The sequence below is a fragment of the Agrilactobacillus composti DSM 18527 = JCM 14202 genome (assembly GCF_001436375.1).
Lineage (GTDB): Bacteria > Bacillota > Bacilli > Lactobacillales > Lactobacillaceae > Agrilactobacillus > Agrilactobacillus composti.
In genome coordinates this window covers 23,866-44,356 of the sequence record NZ_AZGA01000005.1, presented here as the reverse complement: position 1 = coordinate 44,356, position 20,491 = coordinate 23,866, and the positions used below count along the sequence as shown (strand labels likewise).

General features: G+C 46.9%; 20 protein-coding genes. 10 read left to right on the top strand and 10 right to left on the bottom strand.

All coding sequences use genetic code 11. The features are described from left to right. Window positions 1–10 precede the first annotated feature (10 nt). A complete protein-coding gene (locus tag FC83_RS02150; RefSeq protein WP_035452878.1) occupies window positions 11–817 on the top strand; it encodes an AraC family transcriptional regulator in 807 nt (268 codons plus the stop codon). A gap of 315 nt (window positions 818–1,132) precedes the next feature. Here FC83_RS02150 and FC83_RS02145 read toward each other — a convergent pair whose 3' ends face one another. From FC83_RS02145 to FC83_RS02125, 5 genes are all read right to left on the bottom strand, one after another. Beyond that, the gene (locus tag FC83_RS02145) at window positions 1,133–1,822 is read right to left on the bottom strand and encodes a 2,3-diphosphoglycerate-dependent phosphoglycerate mutase (protein ID WP_035452876.1); all 690 of its coding nucleotides are present in this window, start codon (window positions 1,820–1,822) and stop codon (window positions 1,133–1,135) included. Between the two features lie 88 nt (window positions 1,823–1,910). Further along, window positions 1,911–2,975 carry a serine hydrolase domain-containing protein gene (locus tag FC83_RS02140; RefSeq protein ID WP_057002329.1) on the bottom strand — a complete coding sequence of 355 codons (1,065 nt, stop codon included), beginning with the start codon at window positions 2,973–2,975 and terminating at the stop codon, window positions 1,911–1,913. Continuing rightward, window positions 2,968–3,435, bottom strand: coding sequence for a GNAT family N-acetyltransferase (locus tag FC83_RS02135; RefSeq protein ID WP_057002328.1), 468 nt, complete (start codon window positions 3,433–3,435; stop codon window positions 2,968–2,970). Before FC83_RS02135 ends, FC83_RS02140 begins: the two co-directional genes overlap by 8 nt. Continuing rightward, on the bottom strand, window positions 3,395–4,525 hold the full coding sequence (locus FC83_RS02130) for an AI-2E family transporter (RefSeq protein WP_082622545.1): 1,131 nt from the start codon (window positions 4,523–4,525) through the stop codon (window positions 3,395–3,397). Before FC83_RS02130 ends, FC83_RS02135 begins: the two co-directional genes overlap by 41 nt. 138 nt (window positions 4,526–4,663) lie before the next feature. Beyond that, window positions 4,664–5,677, bottom strand: a complete 1,014-nt coding sequence (locus tag FC83_RS02125) for a hypothetical protein (protein ID WP_035452871.1) — start codon at window positions 5,675–5,677, stop codon at window positions 4,664–4,666. 190 nt (window positions 5,678–5,867) lie between these two features. On the opposite strand from FC83_RS02125, the gene FC83_RS02120 reads away from it, so the two are divergent. Continuing rightward, complete coding sequence (locus FC83_RS02120) at window positions 5,868–7,250, top strand: DUF3329 domain-containing protein (protein WP_035452870.1); 1,383 nt, start codon at window positions 5,868–5,870, stop codon at window positions 7,248–7,250. Between the two features lie 58 nt (window positions 7,251–7,308). Here FC83_RS02120 and FC83_RS02115 read toward each other — a convergent pair whose 3' ends face one another. Next, window positions 7,309–8,760 carry a catalase gene (locus FC83_RS02115; protein ID WP_057002327.1) on the bottom strand — a complete coding sequence of 484 codons (1,452 nt, stop codon included), beginning with the start codon at window positions 8,758–8,760 and terminating at the stop codon, window positions 7,309–7,311. Window positions 8,761–9,264: 504 nt separating this feature from the next. Here FC83_RS02115 and FC83_RS02110 point away from each other — a divergent pair. The 3 genes from FC83_RS02110 to FC83_RS02100 are packed head-to-tail and all read left to right on the top strand — an operon-like array spanning window position 9,265 to window position 11,506. Continuing rightward, the gene (locus FC83_RS02110; protein WP_035452868.1) at window positions 9,265–9,708 is read left to right on the top strand and encodes a GtrA family protein; all 444 of its coding nucleotides are present in this window, start codon (window positions 9,265–9,267) and stop codon (window positions 9,706–9,708) included. Then, entirely contained in the window at window positions 9,701–10,636 is a 936-nt protein-coding gene (locus FC83_RS02105) for a glycosyltransferase family 2 protein (protein WP_057002326.1), read from the top strand. The genes FC83_RS02110 and FC83_RS02105 overlap by 8 nt, the downstream gene beginning before the upstream one ends. A gap of 18 nt (window positions 10,637–10,654) precedes the next feature. Then, a complete protein-coding gene (locus tag FC83_RS02100) occupies window positions 10,655–11,506 on the top strand; it encodes an NAD(P)H-binding protein (protein WP_057002325.1) in 852 nt (283 codons plus the stop codon). 42 nt (window positions 11,507–11,548) lie between these two features. Here the strand turns inward: FC83_RS02100 and FC83_RS02095 are convergent, their stop codons facing one another. After that, window positions 11,549–12,472, bottom strand: a complete 924-nt coding sequence (locus FC83_RS02095; RefSeq protein WP_035452867.1) for an SDR family oxidoreductase — start codon at window positions 12,470–12,472, stop codon at window positions 11,549–11,551. Window positions 12,473–12,589: 117 nt separating this feature from the next. Here FC83_RS02095 and FC83_RS02090 point away from each other — a divergent pair, with 117 nt between their 5' ends. Both FC83_RS02090 and FC83_RS02085 read left to right on the top strand, forming a co-directional pair. Next, window positions 12,590–13,177: a TetR/AcrR family transcriptional regulator gene (locus FC83_RS02090; RefSeq protein WP_035452866.1), complete on the top strand. Its 588-nt coding sequence runs from the start codon at window positions 12,590–12,592 to the stop codon at window positions 13,175–13,177. A 277-nt stretch (window positions 13,178–13,454) separates the two neighbouring features. Beyond that, window positions 13,455–14,225, top strand: coding sequence for a class I SAM-dependent methyltransferase (locus tag FC83_RS02085; protein ID WP_057002324.1), 771 nt, complete (start codon window positions 13,455–13,457; stop codon window positions 14,223–14,225). Here the strand turns inward: FC83_RS02085 and FC83_RS02080 are convergent, their stop codons facing one another. Beyond that, window positions 14,226–15,053: a glycyl-radical enzyme activating protein gene (locus FC83_RS02080; protein WP_035452865.1), complete on the bottom strand. Its 828-nt coding sequence runs from the start codon at window positions 15,051–15,053 to the stop codon at window positions 14,226–14,228. It lies immediately after the preceding gene. 134 nt (window positions 15,054–15,187) lie between these two features. On the opposite strand from FC83_RS02080, the gene FC83_RS02075 reads away from it, so the two are divergent. From FC83_RS02075 to FC83_RS02065, 3 genes are all read left to right on the top strand, one after another. Next, window positions 15,188–15,943 carry a DeoR/GlpR family DNA-binding transcription regulator gene (locus FC83_RS02075; protein WP_035452864.1) on the top strand — a complete coding sequence of 252 codons (756 nt, stop codon included), beginning with the start codon at window positions 15,188–15,190 and terminating at the stop codon, window positions 15,941–15,943. Between the two features lie 104 nt (window positions 15,944–16,047). After that, window positions 16,048–18,480, top strand: a complete 2,433-nt coding sequence (locus FC83_RS02070; protein ID WP_052004649.1) for a glycyl radical protein — start codon at window positions 16,048–16,050, stop codon at window positions 18,478–18,480. 14 nt (window positions 18,481–18,494) lie between these two features. Further along, complete coding sequence (locus FC83_RS02065) at window positions 18,495–19,196, top strand: fructose-6-phosphate aldolase (RefSeq protein ID WP_035452861.1); 702 nt, start codon at window positions 18,495–18,497, stop codon at window positions 19,194–19,196. Window positions 19,197–19,321: 125 nt separating this feature from the next. Here FC83_RS02065 and FC83_RS02060 read toward each other — a convergent pair whose 3' ends face one another. Both FC83_RS02060 and FC83_RS02055 read right to left on the bottom strand, forming a co-directional pair. Next, window positions 19,322–20,152 (bottom strand): HAAS signaling domain-containing protein, encoded by an 831-nt coding sequence (locus FC83_RS02060; protein ID WP_052004647.1) that lies wholly within the window; start codon window positions 20,150–20,152, stop codon window positions 19,322–19,324. Continuing rightward, a complete protein-coding gene (locus FC83_RS02055) occupies window positions 20,145–20,453 on the bottom strand; it encodes a PadR family transcriptional regulator (protein WP_161633800.1) in 309 nt (102 codons plus the stop codon). The genes FC83_RS02060 and FC83_RS02055 overlap by 8 nt, the downstream gene beginning before the upstream one ends. Window positions 20,454–20,491: the final 38 nt, after the last annotated feature.

Genomic DNA, 20,491 nt, shown 5'->3' with positions numbered 1-20,491 from the left:
GTGATATTTTATGCGCATTGCTTTTAATAAACCAACCCAAGATTTTCCTTTGTATTGTGACAGCATTGGTTACCAATGGCAACAAGACCCCATGACCCGCAAGAACGGCTATTATGCCTTTCACTGGTTGCAATCTGAAATGGGGACGGGCATCGTGGAAGTAGCGGGTCAAAAAATCACCTTGGCACCAAATCAAGGTATTTTTCTAGCCAAGGGTGTGCCCCATCATTATGAATCCAGTGACCCTAATAAAGATTGGCAGACTGCCTTTTTTACCTTTGACGGCACCTTAGCCCAGGATTTGGTGAATTATTTAGGGGTCACGGATTATTTGTATGTGCCGTCCCCCTCCGCCGAACTGCTGACCTTTCCCACCGAAAAGTTTGAACAGTTCAACCAACATAGTATCGCAGCCATCTTGGATCAATCCACGGAGATCTATCGGTTTGTGATGCTCCTGAAACAAAATGATGCTTTAAAGGCCTTCAATCGGCAGAACAAAGAAATCACCATGCCGATCATTGAATACATCACCCAGCACTATATGAAACCCATCACCAACGAAGAACTGGCCGGGGTGACCCAGTATTCCGTGACCTACCAAAATCGCGTCTTTAAAAAGGCCTATAACATCACCCCCCTGCAATACCTCACCGAATACCGCCTGCAAAAGGCCCGGGAGTTATTGTTATCCAAGCCCGAATGGGAAATCAAACGCATCGGGACCATCGTGGGCTTCCAAGATACATCGCAATTTATCCATCAGTTCAAACGCATCCATAAAGTAACCCCGCAGCAGTTTAAAAAATTTATTTAAGTACTGCTAAGCTGTCTAGACGCACTTAGCGGCCTGCCTTTTATCCCCAAGGATAAAAAACACACCACTAAGTCAGCATCTAGATTTTTTTAATTCGCATTCCTTTTAACTAAAAAATGAATCCGGGCCGTTAATAACTCATCCCCAACTTCAGCAGCTTAAGGCATAACTCGCAGTTGTTTAGCTTTAGCTATCAAAGCGATGACACAAAAAAACTGGCAGCCACTGAATTTTTTCAGTGAACTACCAGTTTTGCTAATTAAAGCCAGTAAATGTTTTCTTTCAGAAAATTTCAACCTTAAAGTTGTGGTTGAATTAGTCTAATTTTGTCTTGCTGTTAACAGCTAACTTGTCGTCGAAATCATAAACAACAGGTTCGCCAGTTGCCATTTCAAGATTCATGATGTCTTCGTCAGAAATGTTTTCGATGTATTTCGTCAAAGCCCGTAATGAGTTACCATGTGCGGCGATGATGACGTTCTTGCCAGCTAATAGGTCTGGGGCGATATGATCTTCCCAGAAAGGAATAACCCGTTCCAAAGTAACCTTTAAGTTTTCCCCACCAGGGATGATCCGTGGGTCTAAGTCAGCGTAACGGCGATCTTTAGCAGCAGAACCTTCATCAGTTGCTTTCAATAATGGTGGCAAAACATCGTAAGAACGACGCCAGATATGCACTTGATCAGCACCATATTTGTCCGCAGTTTCTTTTTTGTTTAAACCTTGCAAAGCACCATAGTGACGTTCGTTTAAGCGCCAAGTCTTCATTTCAGGAATCCATAATTGACCAGATTCTTCTAAAGCATAGTGCAAAGTTTTGATGGCCCGTGTCAAAACAGAAGTATAGGCTTGGTCGAATTCCAAACCAGCCGCCTTGATTAAATCGCCGGCGTGCTTAGCTTCTTCAACACCTTTTTCACTTAAGTCCACATCAACCCAACCAGTGAATTGGTTAGACAGGTTCCATTCGCTTTGACCATGACGGATCAATACTAATTTAGCCATAAAGAGCAATACCTCACTTATTTTATTTTATACTTTCATTTTACACTTATTTACAGAAAATATATAGTCCCAACTTGAAAATAACCGGTTAATTTAGCCCCATGAGCTCATCCCCCAAGTCCTGCAAAGCCACATCGGTGGACTGATTGGCCAATAAAATCACGCCGGTTGTGAAATGATGATTATAGGCCACGTAGGCCTGATAAGTCCCGGGATAGTCGTCATACATCCCCATCACCGCCAAATCCCCATTGTCCAGGGCAAACCAACCAGCGGCATAATTGCTATCAGCATTGCGCTTTGTCAAAGTTTGAAACTGGCTGGCCGTTAGAACCTGGCCATTATGCAAACTGGCCATGAAGGTGGTCAAATCCCGAATACTCATGAACAAATTCCCCGCCCCTAACAAAGCCCCGTAGAGCTTGGGGGTAATATGGGCCGGGTGATAATCCCGGCGGCTGGTCTTAGCATAGGGCAAGGCCAGCTTTTGCATGGGGGGAATTTGGTCAAAATTAAAGGTGTGTTGTAGTTTCAAGGGCTGAATGATCCGCTGTTGCAAATTAGCGGCAAAACTTTTTCCGGTAACTTGGCGAATAATCCCAGCTAGCAACACGTAATTGGCATTGTCATATTGAAAAGCTTGACTGGTCTGGTCATTGATTTGACTGATGGCAAAAGCAATGGCCCCCTTTTCCGACTGGGGCTGTTCTGCCAGGGGGATTTCATCGGTGAGATAACCACTTTGGTGATCCAATAATTGGCGCATGGTCACCTGACTAGCCCCGGGAATTTGCGGGTAAAAATGGGCTAACTTAGTGGTGAAACTCAATTTCTTGGCCACAATCAACTGCATGATCATGGCTGCGGTCATGGTCTTTTCCACCGAGGCGATGGCAAAGACTGTATCCGGCGTATTCAGTTCTTGTTTAGCCGCATTGCCATAACCCACACTGTGAAAATCCGGGGCTTGGCCGGGCTTTAAGACCATGGCGGTGCCCTTAAAATTGGTGGCGGTGATAATTTGGTCGATTTTATGGTCCCGGGAGCCACTGAGTTTCACTTGGGGCTTGCGGTCTTCAAAAATCACAAACCCTAGTACCGCTGCCAAAAGCACCACTAAGCCAGTTCCCCATAGATAATGTTTCTTAAGCATTGTCCTCGTCCTCCAAGTCTTGCAGGTAATGAATCAACCGGGCCACGACATGAAAACCTAGGCTTTCATGAAACCGCTGGGATATTTCATTGTCCCAAGCTACATCGCTGGCCACCTGCCCGGCCCCTTGTGCCTTGGCCCAAGTGACCCCGGCGTTAAATAACTGGGTCCCCAAGTGTTGCAGGCGATAGCCGGGCTGGACATAAATGCCATTTAAATAGGCCACCAGGCCGGTTTTTGCCCCCACCACGCCCGTATGACGTAAGGTGAATTGACAAAAACCAACTGCCTGTTGGCCTATTTTAATCATAAAGTAACGTTGTTTGGGATTTTGTAGTTCGATGTTTAAGCGGCCTAAAATATCCAAGACGGCTAATTCTGGCCACAGGGCTACTTGCAACTGGGCCAATTGTCGCTGGTCACTTTTGGTCTTGACTGCTATCACTTTGGTTGCTGTCATCTTTGACCACCGTCCCTTTAGTGCCTCTGCTCCCAACTTTACCATGGTGAAACCGTAAATGTTCGCTAATTTTCTTGGTGCCGCGAATGGCTTTCACGCCCAAAATATCCAACAAGAAGGTGAAGATGGGAATCCCCACGATCAAGCCCCAGGTGCCAAACAAGCGCTCGGCAGCAATCAGCACCACAAAGGTGAAGAATACCGGTAATTGGGTGCGGCTGGACATGAATTTAGGATTTAGCACATAAGCTTCCAAGGCGTGGATAATAATGATCATGATCACAATGTAAACGATGTACCGCCAGCCCCCCACAGTGTAGGCCACAAAAGATAGGGGCACCAAGGACATGATCACCCCGGCCACTGGAATCAGGGACAAGAAGAAGACCATTAGGGCTAACGGTGCGATACTTGGAAATTGCATAAAGCTCAAGGTGATGGTGGTTAACGCAGTGTTGACCACGGCAATCAACAATTGGGCTTCTAAAACCACCCCGAAGGAATGGACAAATTTTTCCCCGAAGAAGTATAAATCTTCAAAGAACCAACCAAAATCACTGTTTAAAAATAACTTACCGAATTTATTGAGTTCATCTACTTCAATGGCATAAAAGAAACTTAAGATAAAGGAGATGAACAAAGTCACCCCGGCGCCACCAACACTGGTGATGTAGCGGAAAATCTCCGCCACACTGTTGCGGATCTGGGCATTTAGATTCAGGCGCTGTACCCATTGGCCAATGAAGCGCAAAATCGCATTGGAATCCACGTCCGGCCGCTGGTAGAAGGAATACAGACTCTGAAACAACTTGAAGAATTGGTGGACCACAATGGGGGCATAGTGGGAAATGGCGAAATATAACGCCCCAATTATGATCAAATACAGTGGGATCACCACGGCCACTGGTCGAATGAAGTGCAGGTGTTTTTGTAACCAGCGGATCAAATGAACCACTAAGTACGTGAAGGTAAAGGTTAAAAGTATGGTACTCATGGCACTGCGGGCAAACCACAAAACGGCCACCAGAATCAATAGTACAGTAAAACGGCGAATGCGTGTGTTACTCACAAAACGCTCATAAAAAGTCATCCCCATAAACCTCCACAGCTACCCTTATTGGGTTTAATCTCATTGCCAAATAGATTGGCAGTTTTTTTCAGTAAATGCCTTGTGTCATTTATTATACCGCTGTCTTGTCCCGGCGCAACTCTGGGGTTTGCTTTAGCGTTAAAATAACGATTTTATCGAATCCAAGACACTGGATTGCTCGGTTTGCTGGAGACTTTGTTTAGCCTGAGTAGGTGTTTGTTCACTGCCCATATTTTGGACTTTTTCCGATAAGGCGGAAATGGCGTCCGCTAATTTAGAATTGCTCTGTTGAGCCTGGGCCGATAGATCCGCCAATTGGCTTTGAATCGAATCGATCTGATTTTGATATTGGGTACTGTTGCCATTTTGTTGATAAGCATTGACGGCTTGGCGCAGTGCCTTCACATTTTTAGTTAGTTGGGCAATCTCACTGGACGTGCCGCTGGCTTGACTACTACTGCTGGCCGTACTGCTGGTGGAATCAGAGCTCACCACTTGGGAGGTGCTTTGGGTGGCGGCGTTGTTATTGGCATTACGGCTGCCACTGCCACTCAAGGCCCAAATCATCAGCCATAATAAGACGATGACTAAAACCAGCACAAAAATCGCCCACATAAAGTGATGGTTGTTGCCCTTCTTGGCTTTTTTCGCCTGTTGCTTGGCCCGTTTTTGAGCTTCTTTGGCACTTAACATGGGCTCTTGGGTCTGGGGCGCCGTGTACTGGGGTTCTGGCTCCCGATATAGCCCCGGTTTAGTAGCGTTATCATTGGTCAAAGGGGCTTGGGGTTGCTGTTGAACTGGTGCCTGTTGGGGCGGTGTGGTATCCGTCGTAGTCGTTGGGTTTTGGGTCACCCCTATGTCAGCCCCACTGGGTGGGATGGCATTGTCTAAGGCAATCAACGTCACCGTGAAACTGGCTCCAGCAATCCGCTGGGTTTGGGGATCACTGACAAACACTTGGGCCTCATATTCCCCAGGTTTTTCGGGGTCAAAGTTTTGCGGGTCAATTTGCACTTGCTTGGAAATATCATCCCCGGACCCACTAAAGGCCCGGATATGGGCAAGTTCCCGCCATTGATCATCGGTGGGGGTCAAGCCCGTCTGTAGTTTTAAATTATTGGTGCCAATCGTTAAAATTGGTTTATCGCTCATTTTAAAATCTCCTCATAAAAAAAGGTGCTACAAATCCCTATTGTCGATTCAAACATCTTCTCTTCTCATTTTCAAGGATTAACCGCCCAATTACATCGGCCCAAAGTCCAAATTTTTCCAAGGGGGTACCCCACAATATGCTATAATATGCCAATATGATAACTTTTTAATTGGAAGAGGTATGACACGCATGTTGGCTACTAAATCAAAACAAGTTTCAAAACTCTGGCTGCCCATTATCTTCATTTTACAATGGCTATTAGTGGCGGGCCTCAACTTCTTAGCCCCCTTATTTGACGATGACCTGTACATGGCCCAGCGCTACAGCTCCTTTGCGCCCATTATTGACGCGGCCAAGTATGAATATTATAACTGGAACGGCCGCTCCATCGGCCAAACGATTTTCCGCTCCCTGTTGAATATTCCCTGGCCCATGTACAAAATTCTCAACGCCCTAGTCTTTTGTATCCTGACCTTTTTAATTCTATTGTATACGTCGAAAAATTGGCGCCAACTGTCCCCTTTGCGCTACATGGGGATTATTGCCGCCAGTTGGTTATTCTTCCCAGCTTTCGGGCAAACGATTTTATGGGCCGCGGGTTCTGGAAATTACCTCTGGACCACCGTTTTAATTCTAGCCATGGGCCTGCCTTACCTAGTGCGGACCTTTGATATCCAGACCTTCACCGATAAGCACCGGGTCAACGGTTGGCTCAAAGCCCTGTTTATCCTACCCTTAGGCTTACTGGCCGGTTGGTCCAATGAAAATACCTCCGGCGGCTTGATCATGGCCATTTTATTAATGCTATTGTACCAATTGATTTTTGCCAAAAACAAACCGGCCATTTGGGAATATACCGGCTTAATGGCCACGGTCTTTGGCTTTTTGATGTTGATCACCGCCCCGGGCAATGCGGTGCGTACCGCCGCCACTTTAGGGGCCAGCTACCAAAAAATCTCCATCGTCACCCGGACACTGACGGGTATCAAGAACGTCACCGTGTCTTTAGGGAAATTGCACTATCCGCTACTCATCACCATCGTGGTGGCCATTATTTTATTACATACCCTGTGGTATAACAAGGACCGCATGTTGAAGACCTACCTGTGGCTGCTTTGCGGCTTTGCCACCCTGTACGTCTTGGCGGTGTCACCTTTAGGCGCTGATGGGGGCCGGTCCTTCTTTGGGGGCATCGTCTTCTTGATCATCGGGATTTTTTCCAGCATCCCCGATCGGGCCGATTTACCCACCAGCGACCAACGCAGCCGCTTGACCGTGCTCATTGTCCAAGACTTATTCATCCTCTTGGCCATCGTGGCCTTTATCCCCGGCTTTAAAGACCTGTACCAATCCAGCTCAGCCTTGCGCACCCGCTACACCTATATTCAAAAAGAAGTCAAAGCCGGCCATACCCACTTAAAAGTCCCACCCCTATATTATTATCCCCACACCAAATACGCGGTGAATTACGATTCCCAGGATTTGACCACCAATCCTAAGGAATTCCCCAATGATGGCTACATTGTTTACTTTAAGGGCTTGAAGTCCATTGTCATCGACCGCGGTAAATAAAGCGAAATAGACCCCGTTACCAACTGCAATCAGCCGGCAACAGGGTCTTATTTTTTACTTAATTTTTGATTTTTTCTATATCTAAGCCTAAAGCCTGGGCGATCCGAGTGCCATATTCCGGATCAGCTTGATAGAATTGCTTGGTTTCTAGAATTTGAATCTCGGGATTAGCCACACTGCCTAAGCCTGCTTTGACGGTGGCCACCAGGCGATCTTGCTCGTCTTTTGGCAGCAGGCGCCATAACGCCCCGGCCTGCTCGCCATCACGGCTGCTGTCATAGGGTTGGGCCGCCACTTGCCCGGTGACATCATAAGGGGCAATTTGAGCACTAGGTACTTCTTTGGGACCATCCTGGCTGTTAGGTTCATAATTCACGGCGCCCCCAGGGTTTTCCGCCTGCATGAAGCCGTCCCGCTGGTAGTTCTGCACCTCATTTAATGGCCGGTTGGCAGGTAATTGTTCAAAGTTAGCCCCCAGGCGATACCGTTCTGCATCCTTATAACCAAAGAGCCGGCCCTGGAGCAATTTATCCGGCGACGCTTCAATACCGGGCACAAAATTAGCCGGAGAAAAGGCCGCTTCTTCGATATCCTGGAAGTAATTTTCTGGATTCTCATTCAAGGTCATCTTCCCCACTTCAATCAGCGGGTAATCTTTTTGGGAAACTACTTTGGTCACATCGAAAATGTCATATTTATAGTTTAAGCCCGCTTCATAAGGGATGACCTGTACATATAAGGTCCAAGATGGGAAATCTTTGTCTTCAATACTGTTAAACAAATCATTTTGTAAAAAGTCCGTATCTTCCCCAGAAATTTTGGCAGCAACTTCATTAGTCATATTGTGCACGCCTTGGTTGGTCCGGAAGTGATATTTCACCCAGAACACCTCTCCGGCCTGATTGACCCACTTAAAGGTATGGGAACCATAACCGTGCATAGTGCGATAAGAGGCCGGCAGCCCCCGGTCACTCATGAGGATAGTGACCTGGTGGACGGATTCCGGGGAATGGGCCCAAAAATCCCACTGCATTTCTTGGGAGCGGGCATGATTTCGCGGATCCCGCTTTTGGGAATGAATAAAATCAGGGAATTTGATGGGGTCGCGAACGAAGAAGATGGGCGTGTTATTGCCCACAATGTCGTAGTTGCCGGCTTGGGTATAAAATTTCACCGCAAAGCCCCGGACATCCCGGTAAGTATCCGGATACCCGGCTTCTCCTGCCACTTGGGAGAAGCGCACCAACAACGGGGTCTTTTTGCCTTTGCCGTTGAATAAGTCGGCTTTGGTGTAAGCACTCATGTCGTGGGTCAGTTCGAAGTAGCCCTTCGCCCCCGCCCCTTTGGCGTGGACCACCCGTTCGGGAATTCGTTCCCGGTTAAAGTGGGCTAATTTTTCCAATAAAGCCACATCTTGGATCAGGACCGGTCCTCTAGCCCCAGCGGTTAAAGAATTTTGATTGTCAGCCCAAGGTTGGCCGGCATTAGTGGTCAGCTGCTTATCAGTCATCATATTGCCTCCTATCGCTTTGATAGTTCAATTATACCGGCAAGTCTGCGATAATTACTAATGATATGATTCGAATCTTATTATACAAGTGCCTGCCAGCAACGCCCGAATTTTTGCCATCGTTATTTTTTAGCCTAATGGCCATTGACAGCGTGGGCTAACCCGGTTAGACTTAAGACCCCTCGTGGGAATCTGTTTTATCAATGGAGGTATCTTATGGCCTATAAAGTGATTTTTGATCCAGACAAGCAGGAGTTCATTGTAATTAATCAGAATTTCATTGGCACCGGCAAGACGGTACAGGAAGCTTATGAGAACATAGGGTACAGATAAAGCTGAAGGTCCTAGGGGCATATCCCTAAGACCTTTTTTCGTGGCTGGTGTTTGTCTTGACATTATCACAACACCTACATATTCTAGTCACATTTTTCGGCTAAAATTAGTCCATTGAGAACAGCTATTATTTAGCTTATAATTAAAACATGTGTAAAGGAGCAACGCCCTATGCTTGGACTAATCCATAAATACAAACAACTCATTGCTTACGGGATTTTTGGGGTCTTGACCACCGTGGTCAATATCGTCGCTTATCAACTATTTGCCAAATATTTGGGGATCAATCCCCTGGTGGCTAACGTCATCGCCTGGTTCCTATCGGTTTTATTTGCTTTCTTCACCAATAAAACCTATGTCTTTGGGTCCAAATACACCACTAAAAATGCCTTCTTCAAGGAACTCTGGGCCTTCTTCGGCGCCCGGGTGGCTAGCTTTGGCATTGATGAGCTGTGTGTGTTGATCGGGATCACTTGGCTGGGCTTACCAGGTCTACCGGTGAAAATCGTCGATAATATCATTGTTATTGTCATCAACTACGTCTTAAGCAAAATCATTTTCAAATCCGACCCGCTGGCGGGCAAAAAGGATGTGCAAGAGGATAAAAATGTCTAGTAATCAATTAATCTCTGTCGTTGTGCCCTGTTACAACGAACAAGAAACCGTGCCAATTTTCTTCAAAACTATGGAAGAAATCAATGCCAAAATGCCGGACCATACCATTAACTATTTCTTCGTGGACGACGGCTCAAAGGACAACACCTTAGCCGAAATGCGCCAATTAAACGCCCAAAATCCCGACCGGGTCCATTACTTGACCTTCTCCCGTAACTTTGGTAAAGAGTCCGCCTTGTTAGCGGGCTTAGAGGCCGCTGATGGGGACTTGGTGGCGGTGATGGATGTGGACCTGCAAGATCCCCCCGAACTGCTGCTGACCATGTTAAAGGGTATAGAAGCCGGGCACGACTGCGTGGCTGCTCGCCGAGTTTCTCGGGATGGCGAGCCGCCAATTCGCTCGTTTTTCTCCCGCTGGTTTTATAAGATCATCAATAAAATCTCCGAAACCCCCATCGTGGATGGGGCCCGGGATTTCCGGTTGATGACCCGCCAAGTAGTGGACGCTATTTTGTCCGTGCAAGAATACAATCGTTTTTCCAAGGGTATCTTTGGTTGGGTGGGCTTTGATACCAAGTACATAGAATATAAGAACGTGGAACGGGTGGCTGGCAATACCAGCTGGTCTTTTTGGGGCCTGTTGCGTTATTCCTTAGATGGGATCGTCAGTTTCTCGGAATTCCCATTATCCATTGCGTCTTGGGTGGGCTTTTTATCCTTCTTTGTCTCCTTGATATTCTTAGTCTTCATCATCATCCGGGCCGCCTTACATGGCGATCCCACTCCCGGCTGGCCGTCCATGGTCTCCATCTTCTTAATGATCGGTGGCCTACAGCTATTTTGCCTGGGTATCGTGGGCAAATACATCGGCAACATCTACTTAGAAGTTAAAAATCGTCCCCGCTACATTATTAAAGAAAAAAAATAACGACTGGAGGAAATTTTCGTGAAATACGCAGTAACCGCAGCATCTGGCAAGTTAGGGTCCATGGCCGTTAAGACCTTGGCCAAGTTGGTTGACCCCAAAGACATTATCGCCTTGGCCCGCAACACCGAAAAAGCAAGTCAGCTGTTGCCCAAGGGTATTGAAGTTCGTCCTGGGGATTACACCATCCCCGGTGACTTGCACAACGCCTTAAAGGGTGTGGATAGATTGTTATTCATCTCCTCGATTCCCGGCGGTGCCCTGCCCCGCATTCAAGAACATTTAAACGTGATCACCGCTGCTAAAAATAACGATGTGCAATATGTGGCCTACACCAGTTTTCCCCATGCCGATGAGGCCCGGGCCCCATTAGCGGAAGACCACCGCAACACGGAACTGGCCTTGAACAACAGTGGGCTGGCCCACAGCTTCTTGCGGAACAACTGGTATTTAGAAGATGAACTCAGCCGCCTCAAAGCCGCCCAAGCCGGTGAACCTTTCGTCTATGCCGGTGGTGAAGGCCGGGTAGGTTGGGCTTTGGAACGCTTTTACGCCGAAGCTGCTGCCAAGGTCTTAGTGTTAGACGACCCTAAAGTCATCTATGAATTCGCTGGTCCCGCCCATACTTATGAAGAGTTGGCCCAAGCCGTGGCTTCAATTGCCGAAAAAGAATTTAAGGTGCAAGCCTTAGAATTAGATACCTTTGAAGAACAGGCAGCCATCAATTTAGGGGCAGATACCGCCAAAGTGGTCACGGCTATTCAAGCCTTGATCCGGGATGGGGAACTCAACGAAAACACCACGGACTTCGAAGACGTGCTGGGGTATAAAATCCCTAGCCTGAACGACCAATTAAAAGAGTTATTCCAATAAGCAAAAAGTGCTGCTTACATAATCGTAGGCAGCACTTTTTATTTAACTCACAATAGTATTGGCCTTGGCGTCATCTGCATCCCCCAGGATAGCTTGGACATAGGCCCTGGCAAAATCTGCCAACTTCACGTGGCCATAGGTGGGGTGATGTTGCTTCAAATCTCTGTAAACTTTTTCAGGGTCCCGTTCAAAACGAACCATTTGGACAAAATTGTCAATCACAGTTTGAGGCAGTTTGTTCGTTGCCAGGGCAGCGGCATATTGGGCATCGGATATCAAATCAATTTTCAAATCCGCCAGAGCCGGTGTCTGCTGCAAGGTGGTCACAAATTCGTTTAATGTGAACATATCGCTGATGGCGTAATGGACCGACACACCTGCAGGGGTTTGGGTCAATAAGGGCAAAATAACCGCGGCGATATCGGCTGGGGCCACATAGGCAGCCAACAGATTAGGATCATTAGGGGTGGCCAAGCGATGATGGGCTTTAATGTTGGACAAATGACTATAGAGATTACTATAAAATCCCACCGGGCGCACAAAGGCCAGGTTCACATCTGTCAGTTGCTTTAATTGATCTTCAATGAAGTGATAGGCATATAGCGCCCCGGCTTCTGGCCCTGCATCGGCGCCAATACTGCTCAAGTCCACTACGTTTTTCACCTGCGCAGTTTGAATCGCTTGGTAAAAAATTTCGCCCTGGGCCTTGGCCCCAGCAATCATATCCGTGGTGTTGAAGGCCGGACCGGATATCATCAGATAAACCACATCTTGATTCTGAAATTGTTGGGTCAAAAATTGCCCATCTGCCATGGTCCCCACGGCGGCGGTGGCACCAAGGGCTTCAATGGCGGCTACGCGCTTGGGACTGCTGGTGATCACCGTCACGGTATGGCCAGCGGCGATTAATTGGGGGATGACGATCTGGTTGATATGACCTAAGGAACCTAACATGGTAATTTTCATAAATAAATGCCCTCTTTTAAAAGATAACTATATCTTTTATTATTTTTGACTAGTATAAAAGATAGGTCTATCTTTGTCAATCTTGAATTTCAATTTTATTTTGCGTACACTGACATTATGAAAAAACGAGACGATGATAAAATCATAAAAATTCAAGACGCCGTGGCCACGTTGATTTTAACCGAGGGCATCACCGCTGTCTCCACCATTCGCGTGGCCAAGAAAGTCGGGATTGCCCAGTCCAATGTTTATTTGTATTTCAAAAATAAGGCGGCCTTAATTGACAGTGTCTTTCAGCGGGAAATGGTCAAAATAAAAAGCGCCGCTAATTTTCAACAAATTAGCGACACCAGTTTACCTTTAACTCAACGGATTCAGATTTATATCCACACGATTTATACTTATGCGGTGGCCGATCCAGACAGTTTGACTTTAATTCAACAAATTAAATTTTTGAAAGGCGAAAATACCGCCAACCTGGTTGGCGACCTTGCCGTGGACAACTTGGTGACCAACTTGCTAAGGGCTGGCATCCAGCAAAAAATCCTAAAGGACCTTCCGGTGAATTTAGTGATGGCCCTGGTTTTTAATGTGGTCTACAACCACAGCTTAAACCTGCGCCGGGGCGTGTATTTGGAAAAAGACTACGGCTTTGCCCAAATCTATCCGCTGATTTGGGATGCCATCCGCGTCACCGCTAAATAGCCCGTTACTTGGTATAGTCCACGTGTTGGGTTTCTTTTAATAAGCATTTTTTCTAATTAAATATTAAAAATTTCATAATGTTATATAACGCAAAAACAAATTATTTTGTAATTTAAGGACTGCCAGCAGACCCTGTTTCAGAAAATCGCGTGTGACCATCACCTTTCGCTGAGTGTATTCCCTTGATTTACAAAACTAATTCTAATTTCGTCCTCATAAACCTTAAACTCTGCTATAATAACGTCAATACTTAATTTTAGATGGGGGTCTTTCTGGTTTGCATTGGGATGCGGAAGAATATGATCATGATCATGGGTTTGTGGCAAAATACGGTGAAAATTTGCTGCAATTTGTCCCTGACTGTAATGCAATTTTAGATATCGGCAGCGGTACCGGGGAATTGACCCGACTGCTGACCCACAAAGCCACCTTTGTCCGGGGCATCGATAGTTCCTGGGAGATGGTGAAACAAGCGAAGCTACAATTTCCACAACTAGACGTGATGCAGGCTAATATTTTAACTTATGAAGATGCCCACCGCTACGACGTGGTCTTTTCAAATGCGGTCTTTCATTGGATCCCGCCTGAGGATCAAAACTTATTGTTGGCGCAGATCACCAAATTGATGCAGCCCAATGGATTATTGATTGCGGAGTTCGGTGGTGCCTATAATATTGAATATATTTGTGACGCCTTTAAACATAGTTTGGCCCACTACGGCCTGCGCAGTAGTTTGAACTTTTTCTTTCCCCATGCTAAACCTTATCAAGAATTACTGGAACAGCATGGGTTTGAAGTCAAGCGCCTGTCCCATTACTATCGCCCCACCCAATTGGCGGATGGGCATCATGGGCTGGCTAATTGGCTGCGGCAATTTTTTGCCAATGATTTGGAACCGTTACCTGAAGCCGTACAAAAAGCCATCATCGACAATACCTACGCCCAATTGACGCCGATACTATGGAAAGATGGCTATTGGCAAGCTGATTATTGGCGCATGCAGGTGGTGGCCCAATTAACAGCGCCGAATGATTTTACCGATTTTTAGTTACCACCCGTTGATTTTAGCAGTGATCCCTTGCTGTACAAGAATTCGTTGAAAGCTTAATAAATCAGCAGTTTGTAACTGTTTTACGTCAGCTAACGCATATTTGCGATGCAAGTCGGCGTATTTTTTTAGGCCAAATTGATGGAATGGCAATAATTCCACGTCATTTATACCCAGTTGGTTAAACAATTGGGCGAAGTGCTGGGCGTCGGTGTCGCTATAATTAAACCCGGGGATCACTGGGATGCGGACACAAAGGTTCTGTTTGGCGGCAACGGCTAGCTTTAAGTTAGCCAGAACTAATTCATTACCCAAACCCGTCCCCACTTTATGTTGGGCGGTGTCCCACTGCTTACAGTCGTAATACATTAAATCCACATATGCCATAAATTCTTCAAAAATTGCCGGTTGGGCGAACCCGGTGGTCTCACAGGCCAGGTGAATACCGTGGGCTTTGATGGCTTTGGCTAAGGCGATGGCAAATTTGGGTTGAAACAACACTTCCCCACCGGATAAGGTCACCCCACCGCCGGATTCTTCGTAAAAGGGTAAATCTTCTAAGATCGTGGCCATGACTTCATCAACGGTTTGATAGGTGCCAACTGTTTTAGGTTGTGACCGGGTTTCGGCTTGCATGGTTTCCGGCAGCCCACTTTGAGACTCCGGATTGGCACACCAAGCACAACGTAAAGGACACCCTTTGAAGAAAACCACGGTGCGAATGCCGGGGCCATCGTTTAAACTAAATTTTTGGATATTAAAAATTAGACCCTTGAGTTGGGTGTCTGCCGGCGTTGGTTTGGTTTGATCCACAGTGATTGGTGGCATCGAAATCCCCTCCTTTGACTGAATGCACCTATAATATAGCACAATCAGTTTCGTTCGTAAATAAATCACTTGTTTTTGAAACTACTGTTTTATAAGCTAACATGCTAAATAAAGTGATTGGAGGATATAGCACAATGCCAAATGATCGTGCCGATAAAATACTACAGCTGGTCAATGACGCCAAGAAAATTGACGTGACCCAGCTTGCCGATAAATTACATGTTTCAAAAGTTACCATTCGCAAGGATTTAACCAAGTTAGAGGATAAAGGCCTCCTGCAGCGCAAGCACGGGTTTGCCTTGATCAACAATCCCAATAACCTGAGCTATCGTCTGGCCCAAAACTACGATACCAAGCTGCGCATCGCCCAACGTGCGGCCCAGATGGTGGAAGTAGACGAGACCATCATGATTGAATCCGGCTCCACCTGTGCCCTTTTAGCGGCGCAATTAGGTAAGCTAGATAAGCATGTCACCATTATTACCATTTCTTATTTCATCGCCAATTTCGTGGAACGTTACCCGAATTTAGATGTGTTTTTATTGGGAGGTAAATATCAATCTGATTCCCAAGTGGTGGTGGGTCCCATGGCTAAAGCCGCCCTGGCCAACTTCCGGGTAGGCCAGTTATTTATTGGGACTGATGGCTTTGATCCTAACACCGGGTTTTATGGCAATGACATCATGCGCACGGATATCGTCCAGGCCATGGCCGAAAATGCCAAGGATCTCAATATTTTAACGGATTCCAGTAAGTTTAATGCCCCTAGTATTATCCGGTCTTTTACCGCGGATAAAGTGCACACAGTGGTCACGGACAGCGGGATTCCCCAAGCCTGCAGCCGGGTTTTAACCCAAAATGGCGTCCAATTGATACAAGTCGATGCTTAGGCTTGTATTTTTTTGGCGAAAAAATTGAACTTTCCAACAAAATTGATTATAATTAGTTACGAAAGAAATATTTATACGCTTCGTTTGAAATTTAATAGGAGGCAATGGTTATGCAAACAATTCAAACTCAAAATAACCCCTTTGGCACCTTGACCCACAAGATGACCCGGCTGCGGGACAGCATTTTAGCGGCCAAACCTTACGTGGATCCCCAGCGGGCGGTGTTGGCCACTGAGGCTTATCAAGCCCACCAGCAGGAACAAGTGGACTTATTGCGGGCCCATATGTTAGAGAACATTTTGTCTAAGATGTCGATTTTCATCGAACCCGATACCCTGATTGCCGGCAACCAGGCCCAACATAACCGTTGGGCCCCGGTTTTTCCGGAATATTCCATGAAGTGGGTCATCGCTGAATTGGATAGTTTCGAAAAACGCCCCGGGGATGTGTTTTACATCACGTCGGAAGCCAAGACACAGTTAAAAGCCATTGCCCCCTTCTGGCAGAACAACACCCTAGAAGATAAAGGCTTGGCTGCCTTTCCGCCTAAGAGCCGCCTGCTTTACGATTTAGGAGTCATTGGGGCCACCGGGAATATTACCTCCGGGGATGGCCATATTGCCGTCAATTATGAAAGCGTTATTACCAAGGGCTTGAAATGGTACGAAGCTCGGGTCAATACTGCTTTAGAAAATTTAGACCTCACGGATATCAACGCCCAAAAACAATGGTATTTCTATCAATCCAGTTTAATTGTCATCAATGCTGTGAAAAACTTTGCCCAGCGCTATGCCAAATTAGCCTTAGAACAGGCCCAAGCCACCACCGATAGTCAGCGCCGCCAAGAATTATTGCAAATGGCCCATACCCTCAATCACGTACCTTACGAACCGGCGCAAACTTTCCAAGAAGCGGTACAAGCTGTGTGGTTGACCCATTTGGTCTTGCAAATCGAGTCCAACGGCCACTCCGTTTCTTACGGCCGCTTAGACCAATATTTGAATCCTTTCTACCAACGGGACTTGCAACAGGGCCACATTACCCCTGATAAAGCCGTGGAACTGTTGACCAATCTATGTTTGAAGACCTTGACCATTAATAAAGTGCGGCCTTGGGGTCATACCCAATTTTCCGCCGGCAGTCCTTTGTACCAAAACATCACCATTGGGGGCCAGACCCCCGAAGGTAAAGATGCGGTCAATGACTTATCTTATTTGATTTTACAGGCCGTCTCGCAAGCCCATTTGCCCCAACCTAATCTGACCGTCCGTTACCACAAAGGGTTGAGTGACAAATTTATGCAGGCTTGTGTGGCGGTGATTAAACAGGGTTTGGGGATGCCGGCTTTTAATAACGACGAAGTCATTATCCCTAGTTTCATCGCTAGAGGTGTGAAAAAAGCCGATGCTTATAATTACAGTGCCATCGGTTGTGTGGAGACCGCCATCCCCGGCAAGTGGGGTTATCGCTGTACTGGCATGAGTTTCATTAATTTTCCCCGGACCTTATTGATCGTCATGAACGGCGGTGTGGATCCTGAATCCGGCCAGCGGCTGTTGCCGGATTACGGCCACTTTAACCAGATGACCAGCTATCAGCAGCTGTTTGACGCCTGGGATAAATCTTTGCGGGAAATGACCCGGCAGAGTGTCATCATTGAAAACACCTGTGATTTAGTACTGGAACAGGGTTATCCGGACATTCTTTGTTCCACCCTCACCGAAGATTGTATCGGCCGGGGCAAGACTATCAAAGAAGGCGGCGCGGTTTACGACTTCATCAGTGGCCTGCAAGTGGGTATCGCCAACTTAGCCGATTCCTTGAGCGCCATTAAACAATTGGTCTTTGAAGAACAACGCTTGACCCCCGCCCAATTGTGGCAAGCTTTGCAAACAAACTTCAAAGGTGCCGAAGGTGAACGGATTCGGCAAATGCTGCTAAATGACGCACCAAAATTCGGCAATGACGACGATGCCGTGGATCAATTATTGGTAGACGCTTATGCGCCTTATATTGATGAAATCGCCAAGTATAAAAACACCCGTTATGGCCGCGGTCCCATTGGTGGCTTGCGTTATGCCGGCACCAGTTCCATTTCGGCCAACGTGGGTCAGGGTCACAGCACCTTGGCTACGCCGGATGGCCGGTTCGCCCGGACACCGATAGCAGAAGGCTGTTCGCCAGCGCATGCCATGGATGTCAACGGCCCCACGACAGTGTTCAAGAGTGTGTCGAAACTCGATACCAAAGCCATTACTGGCGGCGTGTTGCTAAATCAAAAGATGTCCCCACAAATTCTCCGCACCCCGGAGAACTGTCTGAAGCTCATTGCCCTATTGCGGACCTTCTTCAACCGCTTGGAGGGCTACCATGTGCAATATAACATTGTCTCCCGGCAAACCTTGTTAGACGCCCAAGCCCAGCCGGAAAAGCACCGGGACTTGATCGTGCGGGTGGCGGGGTACTCCGCCTTCTTCGTGGGGTTATCCAAGGAAACCCAAGACGATATTATTCAACGAACAGAACAAGAAATTTAGCGAGGTAAACATAAATGGAATTTTTACTAGACACGATTGATATTCCCACCATTACCAAGTACAACCAAATTCTCCCTTTAGCCGGGGTCACTTCTAATCCCACAATTGTAAAAAAGGCTGGTAAGGTGGACTTCTTTCAACAAATGCGTCAAATTCGGCAGATTTTAGATAAAGGTGCGACCCTGCATGCCCAAGTAGTGAGCCAAGATGTGCCTGGCATGTTGGCCGATGCCCATGCTATTTTAGACAACATCGATGATCAGGTTTATATCAAAGTTCCCACCACAGAAAATGGCCTGGCCGTGATGAAGCAACTTAAAGCCGAGGGCCACCACGTCACCGCCACGGCCATATATACCAAGTTTCAAGGACTATTGGCCATCGGCGCCGGCGCAGATTACATTGCGCCCTACTACAACCGCATGGCGAACATGAACATTGATGCCGCTGAGGTGGTTCACTGTTTCGCTCAAACCATTGCCCAAACCCACAGCACCACCAAGATTCTCGCCGCCAGTTTCCACAACGTGGGCCAAGTCACCGCCGCCATTGAAAATGGCGCCCAAGCCGTCACCATGGGGGCTGATATTGTGGCCGCTGGTCTGGGGATGCCGGCCATCGCCAGTGCCGTGCAGGACTTTGGCGCTGATTGGGAAAGCCTCTATGGCCCCGGGGCCACCGTGACCTCTCTAGCTGAGACAATAAATAGTTTATAAATCCTCCTCGATTGATTCTGTTTGTTGATGATTCAAATAAGTTGCCTCATAAAAAGCACATCCCAGAAAATAATGGGATGTGCTTTTAAATTACTAATAATATGGGCCACACAATAGTCTGAGATTTAGCGAGGCTCAAGATGGCGCATATTTTTAAGATAAGTCACCAGTAAAATTACAATAATTAAAAGCAAGAACCCAGTCCCCAGTAAACTCACCACCACTGGATTGGCGGTCACGTGATTTAAACTGGTGAAAAACCAGTGGGCGAGACTGCCATCCTTGGTTTGGGTCATCATGGTCTGCAGGCCGTTTTGAATTTCTGCCAGCGTCGGATTGTTGCTCAAAGTAACTTTAAAACTACCGGCGGCAATATTACCCATGGTATATTGCCCGGCCACAATGTTACCCAAGGCGGCATACCCGTAGCCAATATTACCCAACGTCAAAACACCTAGGGCGATGTTGCCGGCCAACAGACCACCCACCACAATTGTCCCCAAAGCCACTAAGCCGATGCTCAAAATACCGATGGAAAATAGGCCAATACTCAACAAGCCTAGGCTGATGATCCCCCGGGCAAAGAATCCCAAGGCAATGATGCCTTGAGCATTGCGGCCGATGGCAATCACGCCCTTAGCAGTGGGGAGTTTTTCGGGATGTAACAATTTATTCCGTTTGCGATTGGGGATGACCAAATGGATCAAAGGAAAATTACTGGCGGGGTTACTTTTATACTCAAAATATGCGATTTGTTCATCCGTCACATAATGTCTATTAAAATCAGCTGCCAATTTTTCTGGGGTTCCCAAATCTTGCATGACCGTCGCAAAGCTAGTGCCTTCTTCTAAAACCGCATCAATTTCACTACCAATATCCAACACAATTTTAGCCTGCAGTTCTGGGGTTACCCGCAGATTATCGGTTAACGCTTGTAAATATTGGGCTTTATCCATTTTGCTCACTCCCATCTTGCAATACTGCACTCACTTCACTGGCAAACAACTGCCACTCCGCACTCACCTGTTTTAACTCGGTGCGCCCGCTGGCCGTAATGGTATAAAACTTCCGGGGCTTTTTACTATTATCAGACAGCACCCAATCGCTGGTGATCAAGCCCTCATCTTCCAGACGATATAAAATCGGGTAAAGACTGCCCTCTTTGGTCACTAAGGTTTGGTATTGCCGCAGGGCCTTAATGATCTCGTAGCCGTAAGTGGTTTTGCTGGCAATAATTTTCAGAATAACGGTTGCCATAATGCCTTTTTTTAACTGTTGTCGATAATTTTTCATCA

Coding starts and splice junctions, on each gene's coding strand:
- FC83_RS02105 (WP_057002326.1), top strand. CDS start 9,701: ATGTCTAGTAATCAATTAATCTCTGTCGTTGTGCCCTGTTACAACGAA.
- FC83_RS02135 (WP_057002328.1), bottom strand. CDS start 3,435: ATGACAGCAACCAAAGTGATAGCAGTCAAGACCAAAAGTGACCAGCGA.
- FC83_RS02060 (WP_052004647.1), bottom strand. CDS start 20,152: ATGGATAAAGCCCAATATTTACAAGCGTTAACCGATAATCTGCGGGTA.
- FC83_RS02130 (WP_082622545.1), bottom strand. CDS start 4,525: ATGACTTTTTATGAGCGTTTTGTGAGTAACACACGCATTCGCCGTTTT.
- FC83_RS02145 (WP_035452876.1), bottom strand. CDS start 1,822: ATGGCTAAATTAGTATTGATCCGTCATGGTCAAAGCGAATGGAACCTG.
- FC83_RS02075 (WP_035452864.1), top strand. CDS start 15,188: ATGCCAAATGATCGTGCCGATAAAATACTACAGCTGGTCAATGACGCC.
- FC83_RS02070 (WP_052004649.1), top strand. CDS start 16,048: ATGGTTATGCAAACAATTCAAACTCAAAATAACCCCTTTGGCACCTTG.
- FC83_RS02080 (WP_035452865.1), bottom strand. CDS start 15,053: ATGCCACCAATCACTGTGGATCAAACCAAACCAACGCCGGCAGACACC.
- FC83_RS02150 (WP_035452878.1), top strand. CDS start 11: ATGCGCATTGCTTTTAATAAACCAACCCAAGATTTTCCTTTGTATTGT.
- FC83_RS02090 (WP_035452866.1), top strand. CDS start 12,590: ATGAAAAAACGAGACGATGATAAAATCATAAAAATTCAAGACGCCGTG.
- FC83_RS02120 (WP_035452870.1), top strand. CDS start 5,868: ATGTTGGCTACTAAATCAAAACAAGTTTCAAAACTCTGGCTGCCCATT.
- FC83_RS02095 (WP_035452867.1), bottom strand. CDS start 12,472: ATGAAAATTACCATGTTAGGTTCCTTAGGTCATATCAACCAGATCGTC.
- FC83_RS02125 (WP_035452871.1), bottom strand. CDS start 5,677: ATGAGCGATAAACCAATTTTAACGATTGGCACCAATAATTTAAAACTA.
- FC83_RS02140 (WP_057002329.1), bottom strand. CDS start 2,975: ATGCTTAAGAAACATTATCTATGGGGAACTGGCTTAGTGGTGCTTTTG.
- FC83_RS02065 (WP_035452861.1), top strand. CDS start 18,495: ATGGAATTTTTACTAGACACGATTGATATTCCCACCATTACCAAGTAC.
- FC83_RS02055 (WP_161633800.1), bottom strand. CDS start 20,453: ATGGCAACCGTTATTCTGAAAATTATTGCCAGCAAAACCACTTACGGC.
- FC83_RS02110 (WP_035452868.1), top strand. CDS start 9,265: ATGCTTGGACTAATCCATAAATACAAACAACTCATTGCTTACGGGATT.
- FC83_RS02115 (WP_057002327.1), bottom strand. CDS start 8,760: ATGACTGATAAGCAGCTGACCACTAATGCCGGCCAACCTTGGGCTGAC.